The sequence below is a fragment of the Sphingomonas sp. NIBR02145 genome (genome assembly GCF_027359115.1).
In the GTDB taxonomy this organism is placed as follows: Bacteria; Pseudomonadota; Alphaproteobacteria; order Sphingomonadales; family Sphingomonadaceae; genus Sphingomonas; species Sphingomonas kyeonggiensis_A.
Genome location: NZ_CP114791.1, coordinates 4512659 through 4538577, shown reverse-complemented (window position 1 = coordinate 4538577; position 25919 = coordinate 4512659). Strand labels below are relative to the sequence as shown.

Annotated in this window: 21 protein-coding genes, 1 tRNA gene and 1 pseudogene; 10 read left to right on the top strand and 13 right to left on the bottom strand. The window is 65.1% G+C overall.

The features are described 5' to 3' along the window. Positions 1 to 31 precede the first annotated feature (31 nt). Positions 32 to 1426: a hypothetical protein gene (locus tag O3305_RS20805; protein ID WP_269574245.1), complete on the bottom strand. Its 1395-nt coding sequence runs from the start codon at positions 1424 to 1426 to the stop codon at positions 32 to 34. 411 nt (positions 1427 to 1837) lie between these two features. Between O3305_RS20805 and O3305_RS20800 the strand changes: the two genes are divergently transcribed. Next, positions 1838 to 2164, top strand: coding sequence for an excalibur calcium-binding domain-containing protein (locus O3305_RS20800; protein ID WP_269574244.1), 327 nt, complete (start codon positions 1838 to 1840; stop codon positions 2162 to 2164). Positions 2165 to 2233: 69 nt separating this feature from the next. On the opposite strand, the gene O3305_RS20795 is transcribed toward O3305_RS20800, so the two are convergent. Together O3305_RS20795 and O3305_RS20790 are read right to left on the bottom strand one after the other, a co-directional pair. After that, the gene (locus O3305_RS20795) at positions 2234 to 2428 is read right to left on the bottom strand and encodes a helix-turn-helix transcriptional regulator (RefSeq protein ID WP_184000764.1); all 195 of its coding nucleotides are present in this window, start codon (positions 2426 to 2428) and stop codon (positions 2234 to 2236) included. A gap of 127 nt (positions 2429 to 2555) precedes the next feature. After that, positions 2556 to 2960 (bottom strand): hypothetical protein, encoded by a 405-nt coding sequence (locus O3305_RS20790; RefSeq protein ID WP_269574243.1) that lies wholly within the window; start codon positions 2958 to 2960, stop codon positions 2556 to 2558. On the opposite strand from O3305_RS20790, the pseudogene O3305_RS23180 reads away from it, so the two are divergent. Further along, positions 2955 to 3587, top strand: a pseudogene (locus O3305_RS23180) (tyrosine-type recombinase/integrase); the annotation flags it as partial. The gene O3305_RS20790 and the pseudogene O3305_RS23180 overlap by 6 nt on opposite strands. Before the next feature lie 193 nt (positions 3588 to 3780). On the opposite strand, the gene O3305_RS20780 reads toward O3305_RS23180, so the two are convergent. Beyond that, a tRNA-Tyr gene (locus tag O3305_RS20780) sits at positions 3781 to 3866 on the bottom strand. A 113-nt stretch (positions 3867 to 3979) separates the two neighbouring features. On the opposite strand from O3305_RS20780, the gene O3305_RS20775 reads away from it, so the two are divergent. The 3 genes from O3305_RS20775 to O3305_RS20765 are packed head-to-tail and all read left to right on the top strand — an operon-like array spanning position 3980 to position 7132. Beyond that, a complete protein-coding gene (locus O3305_RS20775) occupies positions 3980 to 5605 on the top strand; it encodes a M20/M25/M40 family metallo-hydrolase (protein WP_269574241.1) in 1626 nt (541 codons plus the stop codon). Further along, positions 5605 to 6354: a 23S rRNA (guanosine(2251)-2'-O)-methyltransferase RlmB gene (rlmB, locus tag O3305_RS20770; protein ID WP_269574240.1), complete on the top strand. Its 750-nt coding sequence runs from the start codon at positions 5605 to 5607 to the stop codon at positions 6352 to 6354. The genes O3305_RS20775 and rlmB overlap by 1 nt, the downstream gene beginning before the upstream one ends. Before the next feature lie 16 nt (positions 6355 to 6370). Continuing rightward, positions 6371 to 7132 (top strand): hypothetical protein, encoded by a 762-nt coding sequence (locus O3305_RS20765; RefSeq protein ID WP_269574239.1) that lies wholly within the window; start codon positions 6371 to 6373, stop codon positions 7130 to 7132. A 44-nt stretch (positions 7133 to 7176) separates the two neighbouring features. Here O3305_RS20765 and O3305_RS20760 read toward each other — a convergent pair whose 3' ends face one another. Then, on the bottom strand, positions 7177 to 7494 hold the full coding sequence (locus O3305_RS20760; RefSeq protein ID WP_184170438.1) for a 2Fe-2S iron-sulfur cluster-binding protein: 318 nt from the start codon (positions 7492 to 7494) through the stop codon (positions 7177 to 7179). A gap of 63 nt (positions 7495 to 7557) precedes the next feature. On the opposite strand from O3305_RS20760, the gene O3305_RS20755 reads away from it, so the two are divergent. Then, positions 7558 to 8181, top strand: coding sequence for a DNA-3-methyladenine glycosylase family protein (locus O3305_RS20755; protein ID WP_269574238.1), 624 nt, complete (start codon positions 7558 to 7560; stop codon positions 8179 to 8181). A gap of 33 nt (positions 8182 to 8214) precedes the next feature. On the opposite strand, the gene O3305_RS20750 is transcribed toward O3305_RS20755, so the two are convergent. Together O3305_RS20750 and O3305_RS20745 are read right to left on the bottom strand one after the other, a co-directional pair. Next, a complete protein-coding gene (locus O3305_RS20750) occupies positions 8215 to 9096 on the bottom strand; it encodes an ROK family protein (RefSeq protein ID WP_269574237.1) in 882 nt (293 codons plus the stop codon). Positions 9097 to 9220: 124 nt separating this feature from the next. Then, positions 9221 to 12385 (bottom strand): TonB-dependent receptor, encoded by a 3165-nt coding sequence (locus O3305_RS20745; RefSeq protein WP_269574236.1) that lies wholly within the window; start codon positions 12383 to 12385, stop codon positions 9221 to 9223. Positions 12386 to 12697: 312 nt separating this feature from the next. On the opposite strand from O3305_RS20745, the gene O3305_RS20740 reads away from it, so the two are divergent. Beyond that, positions 12698 to 13729, top strand: coding sequence for an aldo/keto reductase (locus O3305_RS20740; protein WP_269574235.1), 1032 nt, complete (start codon positions 12698 to 12700; stop codon positions 13727 to 13729). Between the two features lie 3 nt (positions 13730 to 13732). Here O3305_RS20740 and O3305_RS20735 read toward each other — a convergent pair whose 3' ends face one another. Genes O3305_RS20735 through O3305_RS20725 form a run of 3 tightly spaced genes read right to left on the bottom strand, consistent with a single transcriptional unit; the run spans position 13733 to position 18143 of the window. Continuing rightward, the gene (locus tag O3305_RS20735; RefSeq protein ID WP_269574234.1) at positions 13733 to 14968 is read right to left on the bottom strand and encodes a cytochrome P450; all 1236 of its coding nucleotides are present in this window, start codon (positions 14966 to 14968) and stop codon (positions 13733 to 13735) included. After that, entirely contained in the window at positions 14965 to 16548 is a 1584-nt protein-coding gene (locus tag O3305_RS20730; protein WP_269574233.1) for a Dyp-type peroxidase, read from the bottom strand. The genes O3305_RS20735 and O3305_RS20730 overlap by 4 nt, the downstream gene beginning before the upstream one ends. Continuing rightward, positions 16530 to 18143: a hypothetical protein gene (locus O3305_RS20725; RefSeq protein WP_269574232.1), complete on the bottom strand. Its 1614-nt coding sequence runs from the start codon at positions 18141 to 18143 to the stop codon at positions 16530 to 16532. The genes O3305_RS20730 and O3305_RS20725 overlap by 19 nt, the downstream gene beginning before the upstream one ends. 201 nt (positions 18144 to 18344) lie before the next feature. Here O3305_RS20725 and O3305_RS20720 point away from each other — a divergent pair, with 201 nt between their 5' ends. Next, positions 18345 to 19961 carry a family 43 glycosylhydrolase gene (locus tag O3305_RS20720; protein WP_269574231.1) on the top strand — a complete coding sequence of 539 codons (1617 nt, stop codon included), beginning with the start codon at positions 18345 to 18347 and terminating at the stop codon, positions 19959 to 19961. 88 nt (positions 19962 to 20049) lie between these two features. Then, positions 20050 to 20589, top strand: coding sequence for a pseudouridine synthase (locus tag O3305_RS20715; RefSeq protein ID WP_269574230.1), 540 nt, complete (start codon positions 20050 to 20052; stop codon positions 20587 to 20589). 16 nt (positions 20590 to 20605) lie between these two features. On the opposite strand, the gene O3305_RS20710 is transcribed toward O3305_RS20715, so the two are convergent. Then, on the bottom strand, positions 20606 to 21265 hold the full coding sequence (locus O3305_RS20710) for a trimeric intracellular cation channel family protein (protein WP_269574229.1): 660 nt from the start codon (positions 21263 to 21265) through the stop codon (positions 20606 to 20608). A 92-nt stretch (positions 21266 to 21357) separates the two neighbouring features. Between O3305_RS20710 and O3305_RS20705 the strand changes: the two genes are divergently transcribed. Beyond that, on the top strand, positions 21358 to 22884 hold the full coding sequence (locus O3305_RS20705) for a tryptophan halogenase family protein (RefSeq protein WP_269574228.1): 1527 nt from the start codon (positions 21358 to 21360) through the stop codon (positions 22882 to 22884). Positions 22885 to 23099: 215 nt separating this feature from the next. On the opposite strand, the gene O3305_RS20700 is transcribed toward O3305_RS20705, so the two are convergent. Next, complete coding sequence (locus tag O3305_RS20700; RefSeq protein WP_269574227.1) at positions 23100 to 24308, bottom strand: alginate export family protein; 1209 nt, start codon at positions 24306 to 24308, stop codon at positions 23100 to 23102. A 64-nt stretch (positions 24309 to 24372) separates the two neighbouring features. After that, the gene (locus tag O3305_RS20695; RefSeq protein ID WP_184170475.1) at positions 24373 to 25746 is read right to left on the bottom strand and encodes a cation:proton antiporter; all 1374 of its coding nucleotides are present in this window, start codon (positions 25744 to 25746) and stop codon (positions 24373 to 24375) included. Between the last annotated feature and the right edge of the window lie 173 nt (positions 25747 to 25919).

Here is a 25919-nt window from a genome sequence, read left to right as displayed (position 1 = left end):
ATATAGGTTATATAATTATATTAGGGTTAATCTAGTTAACTCTCGGTATAACACCTACATAATACTTAAAAGACTCTTTCAATAACTCTATGGCTTTATCTTTATGGGATAGTGGCATGATGAGAGAATCGTGAATCGGTAGGCAGGCAATCCCAAAATCTTGGTTCAGCGAATCCATTGCCCTGAGGATAGCTTGGGACTCAATGAATTGTAGATCTGACCAATCAAGTTGGATCGATTTCCTTTGGCAAAGGATGGGATGACGTTCTAGACACGCCTCCCTTACGAAATATATTGAGTGATCTCGATCAATCTCATACCCATATCTATCAAGGAAGTCCGACCGCATATCGGCTGGCCATTGCTTGGGTAGCCTCGGTTTGCTGAGGGTTAAGTTGATATAGGCCTTCACGACTTCACGCTCGATCCCTGGAATGTCATAAAGATCAGCTTGAGGATCGAATGGCAGGCCAAGTTTTGCTTGGAAGATGGTAAGGTGGCTTGATCCGATATCAATCTCGGTGGTGAGCTCGCCGTTGATCAGAATTGAAGAGCGGAGCTTGGTTCCTTCCGGATGCGATGGCTTCCACCTCTTCGGCATCATCTGGTATCCGCCGCCAACAACCCAAAGGCGACCGCCCTTGCGATATGCATGGCCGGCTTGATCGCCGCAGTTAAACTTTCGGAAGAAGACGACTTCGCCGGCACCTTCGATAACCTGCTTAGCAATGAAGGCATTGAGGCGATCCACCTGAGCCGCATATTTGATTACGGTCGGATCAGTGGCATCCACCGGCAACGGCTTTCCCTCGACGCGGCGCTTTCCTCGCCACGCAGAGGAAGTGCTGAGAAGGATGGGCCTGGATGCTACCTCCGAACCTTCACCCTTTATGAAATGCTCACGCCGATTGGACGGGGCGATGCCAAATTCGGCTAGATGATCGAGCAAAGCAGTGGTGGGCCAGATGCGTGTCGTCGTGCCGTATGAGACCCGGCCCTCCCTGTTTAAGTTCCCGCCGGCGAGGTGGACCAAACCCTTCACCTCGAACAGGTCGATAACAGCCTTTGCGCTCCTGTATCCAACAGGCCCGCCCGTGAAATCTTTCGCCCGCATAGAACGGAAACATGGGCGAAAAGGGGTGTTCTCAGCGGCATTCAGCAGGTCGTTGAGGATCGCACCGATCGCGTCTTTCAATTTGGCTGCGCGGCCGGCGATCGATTGCCCGCCGAGGTGAAGGTAGAACCAGTCAATGGCAGAACGTGCTGCCGCAGAGGCTGGCTTCCATTCCAGATCCATGCTGACGGCAGACAAGTCGCGTAGCCGCAAGCCTTCTGGAACGCGGATCAATCCAATGGTGGCATCGTTGGCGGGATTTAGGCACGCAGTATCATTCACCCCGACTAGGGGCGTGGCTTCAGGTTTCATAATGTCTTTCTGTGATTAGCCCTCAGTTGCGGGGCTCGGAGAGAATGCGCGACCACCGCGCCTGAAGCAACGGCTAGTGTCGACTCAACCTAATGGATGTTAAGCTAAGTTTTGCTTATGTTAAGGGATAAGCCCATTTTTCAGTTTATCTACTTCTGAGGATGTTAATTTTAGGAATGGAATTAACTACCACGCCAATCCAATTCTATGGGATACCCTCCTGCGCTCTGAAGTCGAGGCGGTGAGAAAGGATGATGAATGAGGGGTCGGGGTGAAAGTCCCGAAACTCACAGCAAGTTGGCTCAATGCGCGTTCGATGATGACTGCGGCCATCGAACTCCGCAGCGGCCACATCACGCAAGGATAAGGCCGTTAGGTCATTTGCAAGGTTACGCATGTGATCATCTGGCGATGCCGCCGCGCTCCCGCCATCGCCGCAAGCAGGAACCGACGCCTTTTGGCGCACAGGTCATAACCGGGTGCTTGGCAGTGGGTCTTGTGGTGTTTTTTGCGGCGCCGATGATCCAGACCACGCTAACCGGCTCCACTGCCATGGCCGACCAGATTCGAGCCAATGAGGAGCAGCAGCGAATGGTCGAGCAGTCTCGCCATTTCCACAACTGTAACGAGGCACGCTCGGCTGGTGTCGCGCCAATCTATCGCGGGTCGCCAGGGTATCGATCGGAACTTGACGGCGACAGCGACGGTATCGCCTGCGAGCCCTACTACGGAAACTAGAGGCTCTGCCGCCCACCGATCGGTTACGTATGATCGCTTGGGAACGGCAGACCCATCGATGCACTTGCATCAAACCAGCGCGCCCGCCTCGATGAAGGCGAGCAGGTCGGCGACATAGTAGAAGCGACGCCCGCCCACTCGAACGCTGCGCGGCCCGAGCCCTCGCGTCTGCCAATTCGCAAGTGTCTTGGCCGACAGACCAAGAATGGCCGCAGCGCGAGAACGAGGCACCCGCCCGTCAGGGGTGGACTCCGAAATATTCATAATCTAACGCTCCACAACATGGTGAGTCGATCGGGACGGAATTCGATCGATGAGCGCGATGTATCGGCCACTACGCCAGGGAAAAACCCTTAGTGCCGGGTATTAGTCTTAGTTTTATTATTGGAGCTTATAATACATGTCTCTTAAGTTCACCAAGCTTTCGAGGAGTTCTATCAAGGGACTTACCGCAGGCTCTCGCCTGACGGAACATGGCATTGAAGTTACCCGACTCGCTGATGGCGATCTTCGGTACGCAATCAACATCATGGTCGATGGCGAGCGCATTCATCGCGTCGTCGGTAAAGAGAGCGAAGGAGTGCGTAGAGAGCAGGCGGAACGCCAAATCGAGCAGTTCCGCACGGACGCGCGTGCTGGGCGCCTCAACCTTCCCAAGCGCCGCAAGGCACACCCTCTCTTTGCGCAGGCCGCCGCCGACTACCTTGAGCGGCTCGGCAAGACGGGTGGCAAGGACATCATCAACAAGCGACGCCACATCGACCACCATCTCATCCCGGCCTTCGGCAAGATGCAAATCAACCGTGTTTCCACTCTCGCCGTATCCGAGTACGCGGCTCGCCGCTCCCTAGAATCTCCAATTGCAACGGTAAACCGGGAGCTTTCGACCCTCAGCCACATGTTCAATCGCATGATCGATTGGCAGTGGCTTGCCGCAGGTGATCGTCCGCGAATTAGCAAAGCTGCGGAGACCGCGAAGCCCATCATCGTATTGACCGACGCCGATGCAGCGGCGCTCACGGTCGCCGCGATTGAGGACGTTGACCCCAAACTCCACCTGTTCGTCGCTTTTGGCCTCAACGCAGCCATGCGGCATAGCGAAATCCTTCGCGTGCGATACGATCAAATCGATTTTGATAACCGTCGCATACGCATTCCTCAGGCAAAAGCCGGGGCCCGCGATCAACCCATCACACCCGCGTTGGCCGAACTTCTCCTCAGGCAACAGCAACAAGACACGGATAAGGATGGCTGGGTGTTTCCTGCCGCCGAACGCTGCAAGAAGCCGCACCGAGTCTCCATGGGCAAGGGGTTTCAGCGCGCGGTCGTTAACGCAGGCCTGGACCCCAAGAAGGTTACGCCGCACGTCATGCGACACACCGCCATCACGCGCTTGGTAAAGGCTGGAGTCGACCTACCCACGGTGCAGCGGATCAGCGGGCACAAGACGCTCGCGATGGTGCTGCGCTACACACATATCTACGGCGATCACTTGGACCACGCCGTGGCGATGCTCGATAAGCGTCCCAATACGATTACACAGGAACTACACACGGCGGATGCCGCAGCGAACGACGATGAGGGCTTAGAAGACACCCCCCTCTCAGAGGGGGGTGTGGTGGACAGGGCTGGATTCGAACCAGCGTACGCTTGCACGGGCAGATTTACAGTCTGCTGCCTTTAACCACTCGGCCACCTGTCCATGGCGCCGTTCGGCGAGAGGGGGCCCATTGCCGAAGCGACGCGCGCCTGTCAACGCCTTGCGCGCAGACTTTGTGCAGCATAGCGTCCGCCGCTTCCAAACAGGGGTCCATAATGCGCCGACTTTCCTTCGCCATCGCCACGCTGCTCGCCGCCACCGCCATGGCGCCGCTCGCCATCGCCAAGGGACCGGACGGCCCGAGCGCGCCGGTCGACAAGATCGTCGATCAGGGCACCAACCACAGCGAAGTGATGCGCATCGCGCAGTACCTCACCGACGTGATCGGCGCGCGACTCACCAATTCGCCGCCGATGCGCCAGGCCGAGGACTGGACCCAGGCCAAGTTCCGCGAATGGGGTCTGACCAATGTCCACAAGGAAGGCTTTGGGTTCGGCCGCGGCTGGTCGGCGAAGAATGCCAGTGTGAAGATGGTTGCGCCGCGTCCGCTGACCTTGGTCGCCGCGCCGCTTGCCTGGACGCCGGGAACCAACGGAACCGTCACCGGCCAGGTCGTGCTGGCGCCGATGGCGGACGAAGCGTCGCTCGACCAGTATAAGGGCAAGCTCAAGGGCAAGATCATCCTGCTCACCGAGCCGACCGACATCACCGATTCGACCGACCTCGACTTCCGCCGCTGGAGCGACGCCGATCTCGACCGCTACGACAGTTTCCAGCTGCAGAACGGCGCCGCCACCGCGAATCGCCGCCCGAGCAGCCAGAGCCGCCTCGCTTTCGCCGCCAAGCGCGACGCCTTCCTGAAGGCCGAGGGCGCGATCGGCTATGCGACCATGTCGTCGCGCAACGGCAAGCTGGTGCACGGCCAGAACAGCCAGTTCCAGGTCGGCGCCACCCCGCCGCTGCCGGGCTTCGAGATCGCCGCCGAGGATTATCGCCGCCTCGCCCGCCTCGCCAAGATGGGCATGGCGCCGAGCCTCGAGCTCAACAGCGACGTCACTTTCGATGACAGCGACACCAAGGCATACAACATCCTGGCCGACATCCCCGGCACCGACGCCAAGGCAGGCTATGTGATGGCCGGCGCGCACATGGACAGCTGGGCGATGGGTGACGGCGCCGCCGACAACGCCGCCGGCGTCTCGATGGTGATGGAGGCCGCGCGCATCATCAAGGCATCGGGCATCAAGACCAAGCGCGCGATCCGTTTCGCGCTCTGGTCGGGCGAGGAGCAGGGTCTGCTCGGCTCGATGGCTTATGTCGAGAACCATGTCGCCAGCCGCCCGGTCGATCCGGCGCTGAGCGGCTATGCCCGCTACATGGGCTGGAGCAAGGGCTTCCCGATCCAGCCGGGCCCGGACCACGCCAAGCTCGCCGCCTATTTCAACCTCGACAACGGCTCGGGCAAGATCCGCGGCATCTTCACCCAGGGCAATACCGCGGTGGTGCCGATCTTCCGCGAATGGCTGGCGCCGTTCAATTCGTTCGGCGCGACCAAGGTGGCCACCGCCCGCACCGGCAGCACCGATCACGTGTTCTTCGACGCGGTGGGCATCCCGGCCTTCCAGTTCATCCAGGATCCGCTGGATTACGGCTCGAACGTGCACCACACCGATGTCGACACCTTCGACCATCTGAAGGCGGACGACATGCGCCAGGGCGCGATCATCCTGGCAGCCTTCCTGATCAACGCCGCCAACGCGCCCGAGCCGCTGCCGCGCCTGCCGCTGGCGACCGAGCCGAACGCTTCGGACGGCTTCTACGCGGCACCGGGAGCACATTGATGGCAAAGCGTGGTCACCGGCCGAGCCAGGCCTCCGCGAACCGCCCGCGTTTCTACGGGCGGCACGCGGTGCTGGCGGCGCTCGACAATCCCGAGCGCAACGTCCGCAAGATCTGGGGCACGCACGACGCGCTGGCCGGGCTCGACATCCCGTCGACGATCCCGATCACCTTCGCCAATGCCGCCGATCTCGGCCGGCTGGTGCCCGGCGACGCCCCGCACCAGGGGCTGGTCGCCGAAGTCGATCCGCTCGAGGAGATCTGGCTGGGCGACCTGCTGGCGCAGGGCGAAGGCGACAACCGGCCGCTGCTGGTGCTCGACCAGGTGACCGACCCGCACAATGTCGGCGCGATCCTGCGTTCGGCGGCGGCGTTCGACGCGCTGGGCATCGTGACGCAGGACCGGCACGCTCCCGGCGAAACCGGCACGCTGGCCCGCGCCGCCGCCGGCACGCTGGAGCAGGTGCCGTGGTGCCGGGTGGTCAACCTGGCCCGCGCGCTGGAGGAGATCGCCGAGGCGGGCTTCTGGCGCATCGGCCTGACCGGCCATGCCAAGGGCACGCTGGCCGAGGTTATGGGTGGCCAGAGCAAGATCGCGCTGGTGCTGGGCGCCGAGGGCGAAGGCATGCGCCAGAACACCGAGGCGCATTGCGACGAGCTTGCGAAGCTGCCGATCTCGGATAAGGTCGAAAGCCTCAACGTATCCAATGCCGCGGCGATCGCGCTCTATGCGGTGAGCGCCCGCGGCTGATTGCCAAGGGGGACTCATGTTGCATCGTCTGAAGGCCGTCGCGTTCGCGCTGATGGCGCCGCTGGTGCTCGCCAGCTGCCTGTTCGTGCCCGGCAAGTTCGATTCGGCGCTGACCATCCATGCCGACCGGACCTTCACCTTCACCTACAAGGGCGAGGTGATGGCGGTCGATCTGCAGAGCTTCATGGGCAAGGCGATGCAGATGGGCATGGAAGAGGCCGCCAAGGAGAAGTCGGGCAAGAAGGCCAAGGCGCCGGAGAAGGAACCGGACTTCACGCTGACGCCCGAGGAGAAGGCCAAGCAGGACGAGACCTTCCGCAAGCTCGCGATCGAGGTTGCCAAGGAGGCGGGCTATCGCAATGTCGAGTATCGCGGCAACGGGATGTTCTGGGTGGATTACCAGATCTCCGGCGTGCTCGATCACGGCTTCCTGTTCCCGTACAATCTGGACAACCAGATGATCATGCCGTGGATCGCGGTGGAGCTGCGCGGCAAGGACCTGATCCGCGTGAAGGCGCCGGGCTATGTGCGGATGAGCGGCAGCGGCATGGGCAATATGGGCGACATGAGCGCGCTGGCGATGATGCCGGGCGGAATGGGCGAGGCGTTCACGCGCCTGCAGGGCACCTTCACCCTGACCACCGACGCCGAGCTGGTGAGCCAGAACAATGAGCAAGGCGCGGTGACCACCGGCAAGGACAAGGTGATCACCTGGAATACCGACACCACCACCACCGATGCGCCGATGGCGTCGATCCGGGTGCGGGCGGTACAGTAGGTTGACTATCCCTCTCCCGCTGTTGCGGGAGAGGGATATTTCGATCAGTCCTCTTCGGCGATCCGCACGCGCAGGCCGTCGAGCTCGTCGGTGAAGGGCAGCTGGCAAGACAGGCGCGACGTCGCGTCGCGGTCGCCGGCGCTGTCGAGCAGGTCGTCCTCGTCCATGCTCATCTTCGGCAGTTTGGCCGCAAATTCCGGATCGACATGGACGTGGCAGGTCGCGCAGGAGCAGCAGCCGCCGCACAGCGCGAGCAGCTCGTCAAAGCCGCTCTCGCGGATCACTTCCATCACGCTCAGGCCCGCCTCGCCCATGACCTCACGCTCTTCACCACTCCTGGTCACGACGATAAGCTTGGGCATGGTCTTCTCCTGGTCCTGCTTCGTCCATGCCGCCGAACGCGGCGCTTCGCAAGGCGGGCACGCATGGGGCTGAGCGCCGAGCAGCTCAAGGCGTCGCTGGACGCCCTGGCGAGCCGCGAGCCGCTGATCGCCGCCGCGATCGGGCGCGTAGGCTATCCTCCGCCCCGCATCCGCGACCGGGGCTATGAGACGCTGCTGCGTACGATCGTCGGCCAGCAGGTGAGCGTCGCCGCGGCGCAGTCGATCTGGAACAAGATGGCCGCGCAGCTGGGCACGCTGAGCGATCCGGAGACCGTTGCCCGGGTCAGCGACGACGATCTGCGCGCGGCCGGGCTATCGCGGCAAAAGGTCGCCTATGCCCGCAGCCTTGCCGAGGAAGTGACCAGCGGGCGGCTCGACTTCGCGCATCTGGCAGAGGACGATGAGGAAGCGATCGCCCAGCTTGTCCGGATCAAGGGCATCGGTCGCTGGTCCGCCGAGGTCTATCTGCTGTTCGCGGAGGGCCGGCCCGACATCTGGCCGGCGGGCGACCTGGCGGTGCAGATCGAAGTCGGGCGGATCATGGGCCATGCCGAGCGGCCGAGCGAGAAGCTTACCCGGGAGATCGCCGAAGCCTGGCGCCCGCATCGCGGCGCGGCGGCGGTGTTCGCGTGGCACCATTATAATTCCGAGATGGAAGTGATCTGAGGAGCTAGCCCCTCCCTGGAAGTGAGGGGAGTTCTACGCTTCCAGCCCCACCGCTATCGCACCGAGCGGCCCCGCCATGGTGCCCAGCCCCGGTGCGCCGAGCCGGGCCTCGATCCCCTCGGCCCATTCCGCCAGCGCGCCATAGCCGCCCAGGCTCTCGACCAGCCGGGTGCGCAGCTTGGGGAACAGATAGTCGCGCGCCGCCACCACGCCCCCGCCGATCGCGATACGCTCCGGCGCCGCGGTGACCACGAGATTGTGGAGCATGCCCGCCAGGTCATGGACGAACAGGTCCCATTCGGGGCCGTCATCGGGCAGCTGGTCGCCCGGCACGCCGAAGCGTTCGGCAAGCGCCGGACCGGAGATCAGGCCCTCGAGGCAATCGCCGTGGAAGCGGCACCAGCCGGCATAGCTGTCGCCCGGCGCGCGCGGCAGGCGCATATGGCCGGCCTCGCCATGCGCCCAGCCCATCACCGGCACGCCGCCCGTGACAAGGCCAACGCCGACGCCGGTGCCGATCGTGATATACGCATGCGCCGACATGCCCTGCGCCCCGCCCCAGCGCCCTTCGGCGAGTGCCGCGCCGCCGACATCGGTCTGGAAGCCGATCGACTTGCCGTAGCGTGCCTCGAGCCGGCGGATCAGGTCGGTGCCGGTCCAGCCGGGCTTGGTCGTCGCGGTGATCGAGCCGTAGTCGGCGCGGGCGCGATCGAGGCCCACCGGACCGAAGCTCGCCACGCCGATCGCATCAAAGCTCCAGCGATCGAGCGCGGCTTCGAGTGCCGCCAGCGTCGCCGCCGGATCGGTGGTGGGCACGGTTACCCGATCACGCACATCGTTGGGCCCGGTGGCGAGCAGCGCCACGCACTTGGTGCCGCCGAGTTCGATGCCGGCGATCAGCTTTTCCTGCGTCATGGCGCCCAGTTAACCCGCTTCGCCCGGACAAAAAAGAGGCCGCCCGAGGGCGGCCGCAGAGGAGAAGTCCGGGGCAGTGGCGGCCGGTTGAAAGGCCCGGCCGCCACGCCCCTTTTGCGACCCGTCAGAACCGTCCGCGCAGACCGATCATGACCTGACGGCCCGGATCGTAGAGCGTGAAGGCGGCCTGATCGAACTGGAAGTAGCTCCGCTGCTTTTCCTTGGTGAGGTTGATGACGTCGAGCGTGAGCTCGGGCGCCCATTTCAGGTCGAACACCTTGGCGAAGTCGACGCTCGCCGACATGTCGAACTGCTGATAGTCGTTCGAATAGAGCCGGGCGAGCGCGATGCCGTTCTGGTTCGCATCCGACGAGACCGAGCCGCGCTGGAAGGTGGTCGACAGACGAATGTTGATACCACCCTGCTCGTAATAGCCGGTGATGTTGTAGGTTACGGGCGACACGCCCACCGCGACCGCCGGGGCGGCGCCAGAACCGGTCTGGTCGATCAGCGTCAGGTTCGCGTTGAAGCCAAAGCCGTTGAGGCCGATCTTGCCGAGCAGGAAGTCGAGCGGCTGCACCCAGTTCACTTCGAGGCCGTTTACCTTGAGCGTGCCGGTGGCGTTGACCTGCTGGTTGAGCACCACGGTGGCGGCGGTGGGGCCGCCGCGCGAGTTGATCGCCGCCTGCTGGGTGGGCGTCAGCGTGTCATAGGTGACGCCGTACGCGGCCAGCGCGGCGAAGGGCACCGTCACCGTACCGGTAGTGGTGAAGCCGGTCACCGCCTTGCGGAAGGCAGTGAAGCCGACATAGCCTTCCTTGCCGGTATAATATTCGAAGCCCAGGTCGATATTGGTCGACAGATAGGGCTCGAGCGACGGGTTGCCGACCGAACCGACATCGGCCGAGGGCGTCGAGAAGTTGAGGCCCGGCAGCATCGTGTTGGGATTGGGCCGGGTCATCGTCCGCGAGACGGCGGCACGGACCACCGCGGCATCGCCGATATGGAAGGCACCGCTCGCCGAGGGCAGCCAGTTGTCATACTTAGCGTCGGTGTAGACGAAGTTGGTGATGTTCGGGAAACAGCTGCCGTCGCGCGGATTGCCGGTGCCCGGGCAGGCCGCGGGCAGCGGGCCGGCGCCGTCCGGATCCTGCGAGTTGCGCGGATCCGAGATCGAGACGCGGCCGCCGATCCGCTGGTCGGTGCGGACATAGCGGACGCCGGCATTGTAGTTGAGGTGGTTGTTGTCGCCGATCTGCAGGTCGCCATTCACTTCGGCATAGGCGCCGAGCACCTTCTCGCGGACATAGCCGCCGCTGGCGCCGGTGTTGGACGAGCCGGCCTCGGGCGCGGCATTGTGGAAGGCGTCATAGTTGGACGCTGCCTTGAACGCGTTCCAGTCGACCGTGACGAAGCCGGCCGAGGTCGGGCGCAGCAGGCTGGCGAGCTGGGCGTTGGAGATCAGCGAGCCGGCATAGGTGACGGGGCCGGTCGAGCCGCTCGAATAGCCGGTGCCATAGGCCGGATAGCTCGGATAGCCCGCCGGCGCTGCGCCGGGCTGGACCAGGCCGTTGCACGGCGGCTGGGTATTGGGCGAGGGCACGAACACGCTGGGGCGATTGCCGCACACCGCGTTCTGCCAGGCCTGGCTGTTGTCGAATGCGCTGATCCGGCGCGACGTGTCGTCATAGGCGGCGCCGACCTTGAGGTTGAACGCATTGTCGCCCCAGACGAGGTTGCCGCGGATGCCCTTGGTCTCGGTCTGGCGCTTCTCGTCCTGGATGTTCACGCGGCCACCGGGCCAGGCGAAGTTGGCAGGGTTGTTGAGGTCGATATTGGTGGTGATCGACGGGATCTCGCCGCCGGTATTGTCATAGTTCACCGTCACGCCCGAGTTCGGCGTGGTGAGCACGACGACGCTCGGCGATTCGCGGTGGAAGCTCGACCAGGTGTAGTTGCCCTGCAGGTCGAACTTCAGCTTGTCGGCGATTTCCCATTCCAGGCCCGGGTTCACGCCCCAGAACTTGGTCTTCTCGAGGAACGGGCGATATTCGAGGAACCACTGGGCATTGGCATAGGTGCCCTTGGTCACCACGCAGCCGGCGGTGCAGTCGCTGCGGTCATATTGGGTGTTGAGCGGGATCGCGGCGCCGTTGCGGCCGACCCAGTTCATGTCGACGCGCTCGAGCTGGTTGTCCTTCCAGCCGAACATGCCGTCGACATAGGCGTGGAAGGTGTCGCCCTTGTATTCGAGGCTGGCGATCGCGTTGATCCGGTCCTTGGTGCCTTCCTCGAACATCGGGCGGCCGAGACGCGGGATGATGCCGTTGTCAATCTGCGAGATCGTAGCCCCCGGATTGCGGGAGAGCAGGAAGGCCTGGTCGATCGTCGTGCCGGTGACGAGGCCGTTGCCGGCATTGGCGGGCACGGTGGCCGGGATCGTCCAGTTGCCGCCGCCGGTGGGGTTGCAGCCGCTGGTCGCGCCGCACTGGGCCGCCGACAGGTTGGGGTTGGTCCAGCCGATCGTCTCGAAGCCGGTGGTGCGCACCTTGTTGTGCACGCCGGCCACGCCGAGCAGCACGCCGAAATCGCCCATCGTGGTGCTGGCGAGCAGCGAGCCGCGATAGCCCCAGTCCTTGGCATTGGTGTTCTTGGTCAGTTGCGCGCCATAGGTGAGGTGCGTGCCCGAGCGGTCGAACGGCCGGGCGCTGCGCATGTTGACCGTGCCGGCGGCGCCGCCCTCGACCTGGTCGGCGATGCCGCTCTTGTTGACCGTCAGCGAGGTGAACAGCTCGGTCGGGAACATGTCGAGATCGACTTCGCGGTTGGTGTTCTGCGAGTCGGTGCGGCCAGTCGAGGCGACCGCCACCGGCGCGCCGTTCAGGAGCACGCGGGTGAAGTTGGTGCCGAGGCCGCGGATCGTGACGTTGAGGCCTTCGCCGGTCACTTCGCGGGCGATGGTCACGCCGGGGATGCGGTTGAAGCTCTCGGCGATGTTGGTGTCGGGGAACTTGCCGATGTCCTCGGCGAAGATCGAGTCGGTGAAGCCGACCGAGTTCTTCTTCGCATTGGTCGAACTGGCGAGCGATGCGCGATAGCCGGTGACGACGATCGACTGCTCTTCCTGGGGGACGCTCGCGTCCTGCGCCGCGGGCGCATCGGCGCTCGGGGTGGCGGGCGGGGTCTGGGCGGTCTGGGCCAGCGCGGGCCAGGCGGTGCCGGCGAGCAGCACGGCGCCGATCATGCCGAGACGGCGCGCAGTGAAACGAGACGCAACTCGAGCGTGCATATTCCCCTCCTGTATGGCCTCTTCCCGGGCCGTTGAGCGTATCGCGTGGTTGCGATGTTAGCGGTCACATTTGGCTATGCCTCGGCGGATGCGCTGTCAACTCATACATTTGGACCATTTAAGTTTAACGCGGGAACAACCACTTACCGCAGCACGGTGCGTGGATTGATGCAGCGCACCATATTGTATGAGTTTATTGACACCGTTGCCAATGGCCGACTCAGGCGGATTTTTCGCGGTACGGCATTGCGGCGGAGGACTGCGCACCACATCTGCCGGGCTCCCTCCCCTCGCTCCCGATGAGGTATCCCCATGCGCTACAACCAGCTCGGCCGTTCGGGCCTGATCGTCTCGGAACTTTGCCTCGGCACCATGACCTTTGGCGGCGAGGGCGGGATGTGGGGGCGGATCGGGCAGCTGCAGCAGGAAGAGGCGGACGCGCTGGTCAAGGCGGCGCTGGATGCGGGGATCAACTTCTTCGATACCGCGAATGTTTACGCCGAGGGTCGCTCGGAGCGGATCCTGGGCCAGGCACTGAAGAATCTCGGCGTGGCGCGGGACGAGGTGGTGGTGGCCACCAAGGTGCTGGGGCGGATGCATGACGGGCCGAACGGTGCGGGCGCATCGCGCGGGCATATCCTGGCGCAGGTGGAGAAGAGCCAGGAGCGGCTCGGCACCGGCCATATCGACCTGTACCAGATCCACGGCTTCGACACGGCCACGCCGATCGAGGAGACGCTCTACGCGCTCGACAGCCTCGTGAAGCGGGGTGTCGTGCGCTATGTCGGCTTGTCCAACTGGGCGGCGTGGCAGGTGATGAAGGCGGTCGGCATCACGGCGGCCAGGGACTATGCCTCGATCGCTTCGCTCCAGGCCTATTACACCATCGCCGGGCGCGACCTGGAGCGCGAGGTCATCCCGATGCTCCAGTCGGAAGGCGTCGGCCTGATGGTGTGGAGCCCGCTCGCCGGCGGCTTCCTGTCGGGCAAGTACACCCGCGCGGGTGAGGGCGAAGGACGCCGGGCGGGGTTCGACTTCCCGCCGGTGGACAAGGAGCGCGGCTATGACGTGGTCGACGTGCTGCGCGAACTGGCCGGGGCCAAGGGCCGCTCGGTGGCGCAGCTGGCGCTGGCCTGGCTGCTCCACCAGAAGGCGGTTTCGAGCGTGATCATCGGCGCCAAGCGGCCCGACCAGCTGGCCGACAATCTGGGCGCCGTCGACGTCGCGTTCACCCCCGAGGAGCTGGAACGGCTCGATGCGGTGAGCAAGCTGCCGGCGGAGTATCCGGGCTGGATGCTCGAGCGCCAGGGCGGGTATCGCGGCGGGCCCAGCGAGCGGCGCTGAGCTTTAGTCGAACACCACTGTCAGCGACTCCGCAAAGGGTCCATTCTTGACCAGCCGCCCGGCACCACCGGGTGCGCGGCGGAGATTTACACGCTTTAACAATGGCTTGAGCATGAAATGTAGCGTCGCGCGGTTGATGTGGCGGCCGAAGCACTGGTGCAAATCATATCCGAAATGGATGTAATTGCTGGCCGGGCGATGCGGATCGAAGCGGGCGGGATCGGTGACCCGGCGCGGATCCATCATCGCCGAAGCGAAGGCGGCGAGCACCGTGTCGCCGGCCTGGACCGGGGTTTCATGCGACGTGCCGCGGGCGATCACGCTGTCGACCAGCACGTTGCGCGGCAGGCCCGGTGCGAGCGGATCGAAGCGCATCGCTTCCTGGACATAGCCCCAGAGCAGGTCGTCGTCCCCTGCCCGCGCCGCCGCCTGGGCACCAGCCAGCGCCGCGGGACGGCGGAGCAGCTGCTCCATCGCCTGGGGCACGACCATCGGCGGCTGGGGCGGCCCGCCGACGATAAAGCCCATCAGATTGGTGCGGATCTCGACATCGGAGAAACCGGGCACGCCCTTCTTCTGCAGGGCAAGGCAACGGGTCAGCACGTCATCGCGGCCGGGCGTGGCCTTCCGCGCGGCGATCTCGGCATCGATATGCGCGCGGAGCGCCGGTGCGATCTGGTCGACATCGGCGCGCAGTGCCGGATCGCCCTTGGGATCGGCGAACTGGAACTCGAACAGGCGCGTGCCCCAGACGCGCAGATCGCCGCCCTTGGGCTCGGGCACGCCGAAATAATCGGCCAGCACCGAGAAGGTGACGCGGCGCACCAGCGTGTCGACCACTTCGATCCGGCCGGGCGCGGCCGCGACGATCGCTTCGGCCATCGCCTCGGCCCTGCGGCCCAGCTCGGGCAGGTCCTTCGGCAGCACGACCATGCGCATCGCATCGGTGTCGCGGTGATAAAGCGGGGTGTCGGCCATGCCTAGGAAGAAGGGCTCGCCGCCCATGATGACATCGAGCTTGGGCTTGTAGGGCGCGCCGAACACCGGATCGGTGGCGAACACTTCCTTGACGTCGTCATAGCGCGAGGTGAGCGTCATCCCGCCGAACTTCACCACCGGCTTCCAGCGCCGGAAAAAGGCGAAGGCATAGGGCATGGCGGCGAACACCCGCCCCTCGATCCAGCGCGCCAGCCCCTTCTTGCCGGGACGCAGCACATCGCGCGAGGTAAGCGCGTTCACAGCGAGCCCAGATAGTTGAGCGCCGGGATGCTCGGCAGGAAGAAATATTCCCCGCCCGCCATCTGCACGAAGGTCTCGACATCGATGATCCGGCGCAGCGGGTCCTCCGGGATCGTCATCGTGCCCTTGGGGCCGATCAGCGGATCGGTCTCGTCATAGAGCGTCGCGAAGTTCGGGTTGAGGATCCAGGTCTGCTGGACGAACTCGAACTGGCGGGTGATGTCGGTGTTCAGGCAGACGAAGAGCAGCCCGCGATCGACCTCGTCCGGCGTCGGCGGCACGCTGATCGTCTTGCCGTACTTCCGGCCGCGACGCAGGATGCGGTGGTTGTTCGCCGCATCGAGCAGGGTCTGCTTGTCGGCCGGCGTCGGTGCGAGGCCATCGCGCGGATTGGCGCGGCGGACATGGCTGCCAAGCGGGCAGCCCATGCCGTGGCGATCATTGTCCCAGAAGCCGAAATCATTGTTCTCGACCGGGATCGTGCCGAGCGGACAGAGCAGGTTGCCGTGCGTGTCGCGCCCGACCACACGCTCGGCCATCCAGGTGGTGGTGACGTGCGCCGATCCTTCCGGATCGCGTTCGCGGATATGGGCGGCGGCGGCGCGCATCGACTGCCAGAAGGCATAGACGTCCTGCTTCAGCTCGCGGACGACCATGTAGCTGCCGTTGAGCCCGAGATCCTTGAATCCGACGCCCTTGGGATGATCGGGCAGACCATCGGTGTTGCCGGCACTCGCGGCGACCACCGGCCCCTGCGCGATCTCGTTATGGCCATTCATATGGCCCATCAGGATCTCGCCGAGCGGCACCCCGTTCCAATAGTCCTTGGGCACGTCGCTGCCGTCCTTGTAGACGACGGTGCCGGTCTCGAACGGAATCGGCTGCGAGATGCCGTCGGCAAAGCCGAAATGTTCGCGGGCGATGCCCTGCTTGTCGAGCCGCAGATCGAGCGGCAGGTGATGCGAGACGGTCACTTCGAACGGCGCGAGCGCGGCGCTCACTTCCTCGCACCAGGCCTCGGCCGCTTCGTCATGCTCGCAATAGAGCAGGACGATCGCATGGACCGTCACCGGCGTCTTGATCCGCTGCTCGCGAATTTCCTGGCGATCGTCGAAGGCGCGGGCCTCGTCATCCACCGCGGCATCGTCGAGCGGGGTGTTGCCGCTCCACTTCGGGCCGCCCGGGATCACCGTGCCCTGCCATTCCTCGCCGCGCCGATCGCCGAGACGGCGCAGGCGGTCTTCCTGGAACATGCCTTCCTGGAAAGGCCGGTCGAACGAGGCGAGCGCGTTCGCGTTGAGCCCCATCTTCTGCAGGCCCGACCAGGTGAAGCCCATCGCCACGGCACGCGGATCGCGGCCATCGGCGTCGGTCACCTGCGCGACCTTGCGCAGCGCCTCCACCCAGGCGCCGCCGCCCTTCTTCTTCACGCCCTTCCAGCCGAGCTCGAGGAACAGCGCGCGGCCGGTGGGCAGCGACGCGAAGCCGCTGACCACCAGGCCCTGGGCCTGGCCGCTGGCCGGGGCCGAGAGATGCCAGTTCGGAGTGCCGCCACCCTCGCTCACAGGTCGTTGATCCACGCCGCGGCCTCCTTCTCGCTGAGCTGCTTCTTCCGGAGACCCAGGGCGATGCGATAGTTGCGCTCGACCTGCTCCGCGGTGAGATCCTTGTACGCCGAGTACCAGAAGCGGCTGACCGTCATCGAATGGCGCGCCCATTCCTTGAACTGGCGGCCATGGCTGGCGCCGTCCTTCACCAGGAAGCGTGTCGGCGGGAAGCCCACCCCGCTGCTCCAGGCGAGGGTGAGGCCCGCATGCGCCTTCTCGATGAAGTCATCGAGATAGCTTTCCCAGGTCTGGTCGAAGTTCGAGAAGAACATCAGCCGGCTGTCATTGTTGACCCGCGCCCAATGGGCGAAATGGATCGTGCGCATCGAGCCGAGATAGCCCTCGCGCGCTGCCTTTTGCGCGCGCAGCAGCAGGTGCAGGCCGTGATGGCCGACGCGGATCAGGATCGCGCGCAGCACGCCCGGCTTGATGAGGACGACCGAGCCCATGTGGTTCTGCGGGATCCAGTCCTCGCGCCGGGCCATTTCGCGCAGCATCTTGGGATCGACCGGCGGCGCATCCTGCGAGGCGTCGCGCCGTTCGAGCCAGCGCAGCCAGACGAGGATGCCGGCGACCGTCACCGCGATGCTGGCGCCGCTCCAGCCGGCCCAGATCGCCATGTCCCACCAGGCCGGCCAGAACGGCTTGTGGCCGATCCACGACCAGATCGGCGCGGTGATGAAGGCGGCAATCGCGACATAGACCGCCACGGCGATCACCACGGGAACCAGAAGGTGCCTGAGGAAGAAGGTGAGGAAACTGAACCGTGTCGGCGTCGCCGTGCCGGGGAGCGGCTTGCCCATCTTGTAGAGTATGCCGGTGAACAGCGCGAACAGCGCCACGCAGAGCCCGGCATAATATTGCCAGGCGAGCTGGCTCTTGAGGATCAGGCCGGGGATCGACAGCGCGAACACCACCAGCAGCACGAACCAGGCGAGCCGGGCGTAATCGCCAACGCTCTGGAGGAACGGGATACGGGCGGGCGCCTTCTCGGCCAGCCAGCCGAACTGGGGCAGCAGGGCCGCGCGCAGCTTGGCGTGGATCTCCACCGGCGTGAGCTTGCGATAGGGGCTGGGGCCGCCGTCATTGGCGTTGGCCAGCTCCTTGCGGGTGCCGAGGAACAGCTCGCCCTCGGCCAGGATGCGGTCGCGCGTCATGCCGCGATTGCCGTGGTGATAGACCGTCGGCGTGAGCGTGCGCGCTTCGAGATAGGGAGCGATCGGGGCGCGGCTGTCCGGCGCGGTCACGGCGTCGAACAGGTCGCCGGTGTGATCGAGCGGGCGCTTGCAGCACCGCAGGAAGCTGCGGAGATCGGGGCCGATCGCGGTTTCGAGCTGCCCCCAGAACGGGCCAGGCGCGCCGTCGAAATTCGCCTCGATCACGAAGAGCGGATCATAGTCGAAGCCCGGAAAGACGCTGAGCGACATGAAGTGCACCGCCGGCACCGTCGTCAGGAAGTCCGCGAACGGCCCGGTGCCGCCCGACGGGTTCGGGCTGCGCCGGTCCCGCAAGGCGTCGAGCAGGCCCGACAGATGGTCGAAGCTCTCGGGCTTGACCTCGAGTGCCACCGATAATGTGGTTTGCCGCATCCCCCGTCCCCTCAAACGTGAACGGAAACTGGCACGGCATTTCCTACATCGATAGCAAATATTCGACATGCACCCGAAGTGGACGCATCAGTCTCCAAAGTTCGCAATGTTAACGCGAACAAAGTCCCTTTCGCTTGCATGACACCGGTGGCATACAATCCTAAAAACGGAGAGGAATGCATGGGTATCAGCAGGCGTGACGCGTTCGGGGCGGTGCTGGCAGGTGGCGCGGCGGTGGCCGGAGGCGCCGGGGCGCTGCTCCGGCCGGACGAGGCCCATGCGACACAAACAGACGCTTTGGTCCCCGGATATAAGCGCGGCTTCGACAACCAGCGCATCGCCGACCTGGGCGACGGGCGCTTCCTGAACCCGCTGCTCGCCGGCGACCATCCCGATCCCGCCATCCTCAAGGACGGCGCGGATTACTACATGACCTTCTCCAGCTTCGATTCCTATCCGGGCATCACGATCTGGCACAGCCGCGACCTGGTGAACTGGCAGCCGCGCAAGGCGGCGCTGACCAGGAATATCGGCTCGGTCTGGGCAGTTAGCCTGGAGAAGCACAATGGGCGCTACTTCATCTACATCCCGGTCAAGGCGAGCCCGAACTCGATCTTCGTGATCTGGGCGGACCATATCGATGGCCCGTGGAGCGACCCCATCGACCTGGGGCTGCACGCCCATATCGATCCCTGCCACGCGGTGGGTGAAGACGGTTCCAGATGGCTGTTCCTTTCGGGCGGAGACCGGGTGCGGCTTTCCGAGGATGGTCTGTCCACTGTCGGCCAGGTCGAGCATGTCTACGACCCCTGGCACTATCCCGAGGAATGGGACGTGGAGAGCTTCTCCCCCGAGGGGCCGAAGATCCATCACCACAAGGGCTGGTTCTACATGATCACCGCGGTGGGCGGCACGGCAGGTCCGCCGACCGGCCATATGGTGATCGCGGCGCGCTCGCGCTCGATCCACGGGCCCTGGGAGCAATGCCCTGCAAACCCGTTGGTGCGCACTGTCAACAACGACGAGGCCTGGTGGTCGCGCGGGCATGCCTCGCTCGTGGAGGCGCCCGACGGGAGCTGGTGGTCGGTCTATCACGGCTTCGAGAACGGATACTGGACGCTGGGGCGCCAGGCCTTGCTCGACCCCATAGAATGGACGGCGGACGGCTGGTTCCGGATGACCGGCGGGGATCTTTCCAAGCCGATCCGCAAGCCGAAGGGCGGCGCGCGGGTGCCGCATGGCCAGGCGCTGTCGGACGACTTCACCGGGCCGCTGGCGCTGGGGCGGAAGTGGAATTTCTTCAAACCCTCCCAGACGGAATCGGACAGAGTGCACGCCGAAGCTGGCACGCTGACCCTGAAGGCCACGGGCAAGGCGCCGGTGGACTCGTCGCCGCTGCTGCTGATCGCCGGCGACACCGGATACGAGTTCGAATGCGAGATCGAGATCGCGCCGGGTGGCACCGCCGGGCTGGTGCTGTTCTATGACGAGAAGCTCTATTGCGGGCTGGGCTTCGACGAGAAGAAGTTCGTCACCCACCAGTACGGCATGGAGCGCGGGCGGCCTGCCAATCCCTATGGCCGCAAGCTCCGCATGCGGGTGCGCAACGACAGGCATATCGTGGCGTTCCATTTGTCGGGCGACGGCGGGAAGACGTGGAAGCGGTTCGACCGGGGCATGGAAGTCTCGGGCTATCACCACAATGTGCGCGGCGGCTTCCTGATGCTGCGGCCGGGGCTGTACTCGGCGGGCGCGGGCGAGGCGAAGTTCCGGGACTTCAGGTTCCGGGCGCTCTGACTTGGCGATCATGGCGGTTCCGCGCTAGGCGGGCCGCCATGATCGACGCCGGCATGTTCTTGCCCCCCTCTTCCGCTGCAAGCCCGGCGTGACGCTCGTCCGGCTGAACAAGCCCTATGGCGTGCTGAGCCAGTTCACCGATCGCGGCACCGAGACGGCGCGCGCCACCCTGTCCGACCTGATCGACATGCCGGGCGTCTATCCGGCCGGCAGGCTCGACCGGGACAGCGAGGGGCTGCTGCTGCTGACCGACGACGGCAGGCTGCAGGCGCGGATCGCCGACCCGAAGTTCAAGCTGCCCAAGACCTATCTGGTCCAGGTCGAGGGTGAGCCGAGCGAGGAAGCGCTGCACCGGCTGCGCACCGGCGTGGTGCTGAAGGACGGCCCGACGCTGCCGGCGCTGGCCGAGCGGATCGAGGCGCCCGACCTGTGGCCGCGCGATCCGCCGATCCGCTACCGCGCGAACATCCCCGATTGCTGGATCAAGCTGACCATCCGCGAGGGGCGCAACCGCCAGGTGCGCCGGATGACCGCGACGGTCGACCACCCGACCCTGCGGCTGGTGCGGTGGAGCATCGGCGACTGGTCGCTCGCGGACCTGCCGAGCGGCGCTTGGCGCGTGGTATGATGCCTGGCGGGAGCGCCTAATGGAGATGCGGCAACCGCCACGCACCAACGAGCGCCGCGGCGCGTAGCGTGAAGATCGCCACGGCACCGGCCGCGCCCGCCACGTCCTGGCGCACCTGGAAGCGACGGACCAGCACGATGATCAGCGTCGCGCCGGCTATGGCGGCGGTGGCGTAGAAATCCTCGTGCAGGACCTTGGGCACCCGGGCCAGCAGCACGTCCCGCAGCATGCCCCCGCCGCAGCCGTTGACGGTGGCGATGATCACGACCGAGGCGCTGTTGAGCTTGTAGTCGAGGCATTTGCGCGTACCGGCGACCGCGGCAAGCGCAAGGCCGCCGCCCTCGAACACATCGACCTGCAGCGGCGGCGTGAAACTCCCGACCGGGCCCAGAACAAGCGACGCGATGAGGACGACCATGGTTGCGGCCAGCGCCAGTGCCGCATAACGCCAGTCGCGGAACGGCGCGGGCGGATGCTCGCCGAGCAGCAGGTCGCGGATCACCGCGCCGCCGACCGAGCCGACAAAGGACAGTACCAGGATGCCGAACAGGTCGAAGTCCGCCTGGACGGCCGTGAGCGCGCACTCCACCGCCAGCACGAAGGTGGCGGCAAGATCCACGGCGTCCAGCATCCTGTCGCGGATACGGTTCGTGGCGGTGTCGTCGAGCTTCATCATGGCAGGCTCCGTCCGATCGCCGGCAAGTTAGGCCGGGTTTCGCATCGCAACCAGTGGCTTCCTCGACCCACGCAGGCTAAGCTCGCCGCTGCATGGGCAAGAGGCGTATCCTTATCGTTGGCGGGGGCACCGCGGGGTGGCTCACGGCCGCCTATCTCGCGCGATTCCTCGATGTGGCGGACAGCGCGCGGATCGAGATCACACTGCTCGAATCGCCCGAACTCGGCATCATCGGCGTAGGCGAAGGCACCTTCCCGACGATCCGATCGACGCTGAAGTTCCTCGGCATCGACGAGACCCAGTTCATCCGCGCGACCAGTGCGACGTTCAAGCAGGGCATCCGCTTCAACGACTGGCTCCACGCACCTTTGCCCGACGGCACGCGGCACCATTATCTCCACCCGTTCGAACCGCCCTTCTACACCGAGGGGACCAGCCTGGTGCCCTATTGGCTGCTCCAGGACGCCGGGACGCGGCCGCCCTTCGCCGAGGCGGTGACGATCCAGAACCGCGTCGCGGAGAGCCAGCGGGCACCCAAGAAGCGCGGCGAAGGCGAGTTCTCCGGGCCGCTCAACTATGCCTATCATTTCGACGCGGCGCGGCTGGCGAAGATCCTGCAGGAGCGCGCGGTCGAGCTGGGGGTAAGGCACGTCTCCGGGCTGCTGACCGGCGTCGAGCTGGACGCGGAGGGCGCGATCGCCCGGGTGCAGACCCGCGAGCTGGGCGCGCTGGAGGCGGACCTCTATATCGACTGCTCGGGCTTCCGGGCGGAACTGATCGGCAAGGCGCTGGGGGCGGAGTTCAAGTCGGCCCGGCAGGTGCTGTTCACCGACCGGGCGATCGCCTGCAAGATTCCATACGCCGACCCCGACGCGCCGATCGAGAGCTTCACCATCGCGGCGGCGCATGCGGCCGGCTGGACCTGGGACATCGGGCTGGAGGGCGCGCGGGGCATCGGCACCGTCTATTCCTCGGCGCACATGTCCGACGACGAAGCAGCGCAGGTGCTGCACGACTATGTGGGGCATGACGCCTACAAGGCCCGCATCATCCCGTTCGAGCCCGGCTATCGCGAGGCGCAATGGGTGAAGAACTGCGTGGCGGTGGGCCTGTCGGGCGGGTTCCTCGAGCCGCTGGAATCGACCGGCGTGGTGCTGATCGAGGCCGCCGTCGGCATGATCGCCGAGCTGTTCCCGCATAACGGGCCGATCGATGCCCCGGCCAGGCGCTTCAACGAGCTGATCGTCGCGCGCTACGAGCGGATCATCAACTTCCTCAAGCTCCATTACTGCCTGAGCCGGCGCGACGAGCCCTTCTGGCGCGACAATGCCGATCCGGCCTCGATCCCCGAGGCATTGCAGGAACTGCTGCGGCAATGGCGCCACCGGCCGCCGGGACGCTTCGACTTCCTGCTCGACCTGGAGAGCTTCGCCTTCTTCAACTACCAGTACATCCTCTACGGGATGGACTATCGCACCGACCTGTCGGACGGGCGCGGCGATTTCCCTAACGTGGCGGCGGCGGAGAAGCTGTTCGCGCGGATCCGGACGTTCAGCGAGCGGGCGACCGAGGATCTGCCGACGCACCGCGCGCTGATCGACGCGATTAACGCGAAGTAGCCGTCATCCCGGCGAAAACCGGGATCTCGGGCGGCAAGCGCCCCTCCCTATTTCAACCGTCATTCCCGCGCAGGCGGGAATCCATTCACTACTGACAGCGGTAATGGATCCCCGCCTGCGCGGGGATGACAGTCATGTTGTTGGCGAAGTACTCTTACCGCCTGAAATCCCGGCTTTCGCCGGGATGACGGGTATGGGGCCGGCCGCCGCCCCGGTCAGAGTATCCAGTCCAGCTGGACGAAGAGCTTGTTGGTATCCGTGGCGAACTGCTTCGCCTTGTAGCGGCCATAGCGGGCGGAGAGTGCGTAGCGCCCGCGCTTCACGCCGGCGATGAAGTCGAACTCGTCGCCATATTGCAGGTCGAGCCGGTCGCTGTGGAAGCGGTGATAGATCGCGCCGACATTGATCGCGTCGAGCGGGCCGACCTTCTTCCAGGCATAGCCGACATTGCCATAGAGATCGCGCAGGCCGTTGGGCGGGGTGGTGCCGAACTTGCCGGCCCAGCCGTTGAACTTGAACAGCGGCGCGAGCGGGGTCTGGACGCTGGTGAGCGCCACGCCCTTGTCGGCGCCGAGCACTTCATAGCCGGCGGTCAGGCTGAGACCCCTGGCGGTGAGCTTGGCCTCGCCCATCCAGTAATCGGCGGCGTAGCGATTGGGGTTGCGGTGGTAATTGCTCTGCCGCGCCCAGCTGGCGGCATAGCCGACCGACACATCCTTGCCGAGCGGCCGACTGCCGCTGAAGCGCACGCCATAGGTCTGGGTCGACAGGCGGAAGCCCTGCACCGCAGCCTCGTCCTGATCGACCAGATAGGCGAAGCCGCTGAGCGTACCCATCTTGGTACCATAGTTGACCAGGGCGAAGACGTTGTCGCCGCCGATCGCCTGAGGCCGGGAGCCGCGGCCCTGGCGGCCGTCCGTGGTCCGGACGCTCCAGCTATACGCCACGTCGGTGCTCAGCCCGAGCGGCTTGCCATATTGGAAGCGGACCGCGTCATAGGTCCGCTCGCTCTGCCGCCACGGCGCGTTGCCGACAAAGCGATCATCGGCGAAGTTGAGGCGCTGGCGCCCGGCGGTCACGGCCAGCCCGTCCTTGCCGGCATAGCGGAGCTGGGCGCGATTGAGCTCGAGATTCTCGGCGTCAGGGATCAGCGGATAGCGGGTTTTGCCGTTGAACCCGTCATTATAGCTGTTGGTCAGCGCGACCACCGCATCCACATCGACCAGCGCCGTCCAGTTCCGCCAGCTCGCCGTCACGCCCGGACGGACGCGAAGCGTCACCGCATCGGCGTCTTCGGGCATGCCGTCCTGCTCGAAATGCTCCCAGCGCAGCCGGATATCCAGGTTGGGCGTGAACTTCACTTCCTGCGCCCGCGCCGTGCCGGCGACGAGCAATCCCATAGCGCAAACCAGCGCTTTCTTCATTCTGCTTTCCTCGAAAAGAACCCGCCCCTCCTTTATAGAACGGGGCGGGCGGAGGAGGACCTCTTCAGGCAGCGGCGAGCTGCGGCTCAGGCTCGCCGCGGGCGCCGAGCTCACCGGTCTCGCGGGCCTTTCGACCATAGACCAGCTCGAACAGCGGGGTGGCCATCACGGTGGTGACGATCGCCATCAGCACCAGCATCGAGAAGAGCGTCGGGCCGATGATGCCCTTCTGCAGGCCGATATTGATGATGATCAGCTCCATCAGGCCGCGCGAGTTCATCAGCGCGCCGATACCGAGCGCGGTGCGATTGTCCTCGCCGGCGAGGCGGGCCGCGGCCCAGCAGGCGCCGAACTTGGCGAGGATCGACACCGCGAGCACGCCCAGCGCGATCAGCAGCAGCTCGACCGAGTTGACCATGTCCATCCGGGTGTTGAGGCCCGAATAGGTGAAGAACATCGGCAGCAGCAGGACGACCGCGATCGGCTCGACCTTGCGCTGCAGCTCGCGGACGAACAGGCCGCGCGGCATGCAGACGCCCATCAGGAAGCCGCCGAAGATCGCGTGGATGCCGATCGCATCCATGACGAAGGCAGAGAGGCAGAAGAGCATCATCGTGACCGCGAGCATGCCCGTGGTCATCTCGCCCTTTTCCTCGACGATGCGGCCGAGCGGAGCGAGCAGCTTGCGACCCCAGATCAGCATGAAGCCGGCGTAGAGGATCGCGCCGCCGATCGCGAGCACCGCCACGCCTGGGCCGGCGCCGAAGGTCGCCAGCACCAGCGCCAGCACGCACCAGGAGGCGGCATCGTCGAACGCGCCGGCCGTCAGCGAAAGCGTGCCGAGCGACGAGTTGGCCAGGCCGTTCTCGTTGATGATGCGGGCGAGCATCGGGAAGGCGGTGAGCGCGATGCAGGCGCCCATGAACAGCGTGGCGTTCGACTGGCTGATGCCCGGCGTGAACAGGCCCGGCACGGTGAGCAGGAACGGCGTGATCAGCGCGGCGAGCAGGAACGGCGCGGCGATGCCGGCGGCCGAGACGCCCGCGGCGCTCTTCGCCTTGGACTTGAAATGATCGAGCCGGAGCGTGAGGCCGACCATGAACATGTAGAGGCCGACGCCGAGCTGCGCGCCGGTGTAGAGCACGTTGCGCGTCTCCTTGGGGAAGATCGCCAGCTGGAGATCGGGGAAGAACAGGCCGAACAGCGACGGGCCGAGCACCACGCCGGCGATCATCTCGCCGACGACCTGGGGCTGTTTGAGGAACTTCTGGCCGAGCCAGCCGACGACGCGGCAGGCGAGGATGATGATCGCGAGCTGCAGGAAGAAATGGATGCTGTAGTCGCCGGGCGCATAGCTCTTCGCGGCGTTCACCGCGGGGCCGTGCGGACTGAGCACATCGGTCAACGCATGCCAGGCACTATTCAACAGATCGAGCATTCTACCTTCCCCCACTCATCCTCTCGCGTGGCACTTGTGCGCCTGTCGCTTGGCAGGAAGGAGCGCGCGGCAATGGCTGCACGCAACTGCAAAGTTCGCCACCCCCCTGATTTTTCCGGCGGCCGGGATGTTTCTGTTGCATGTCGTCCACACAGTAGTAACGTACCTACATG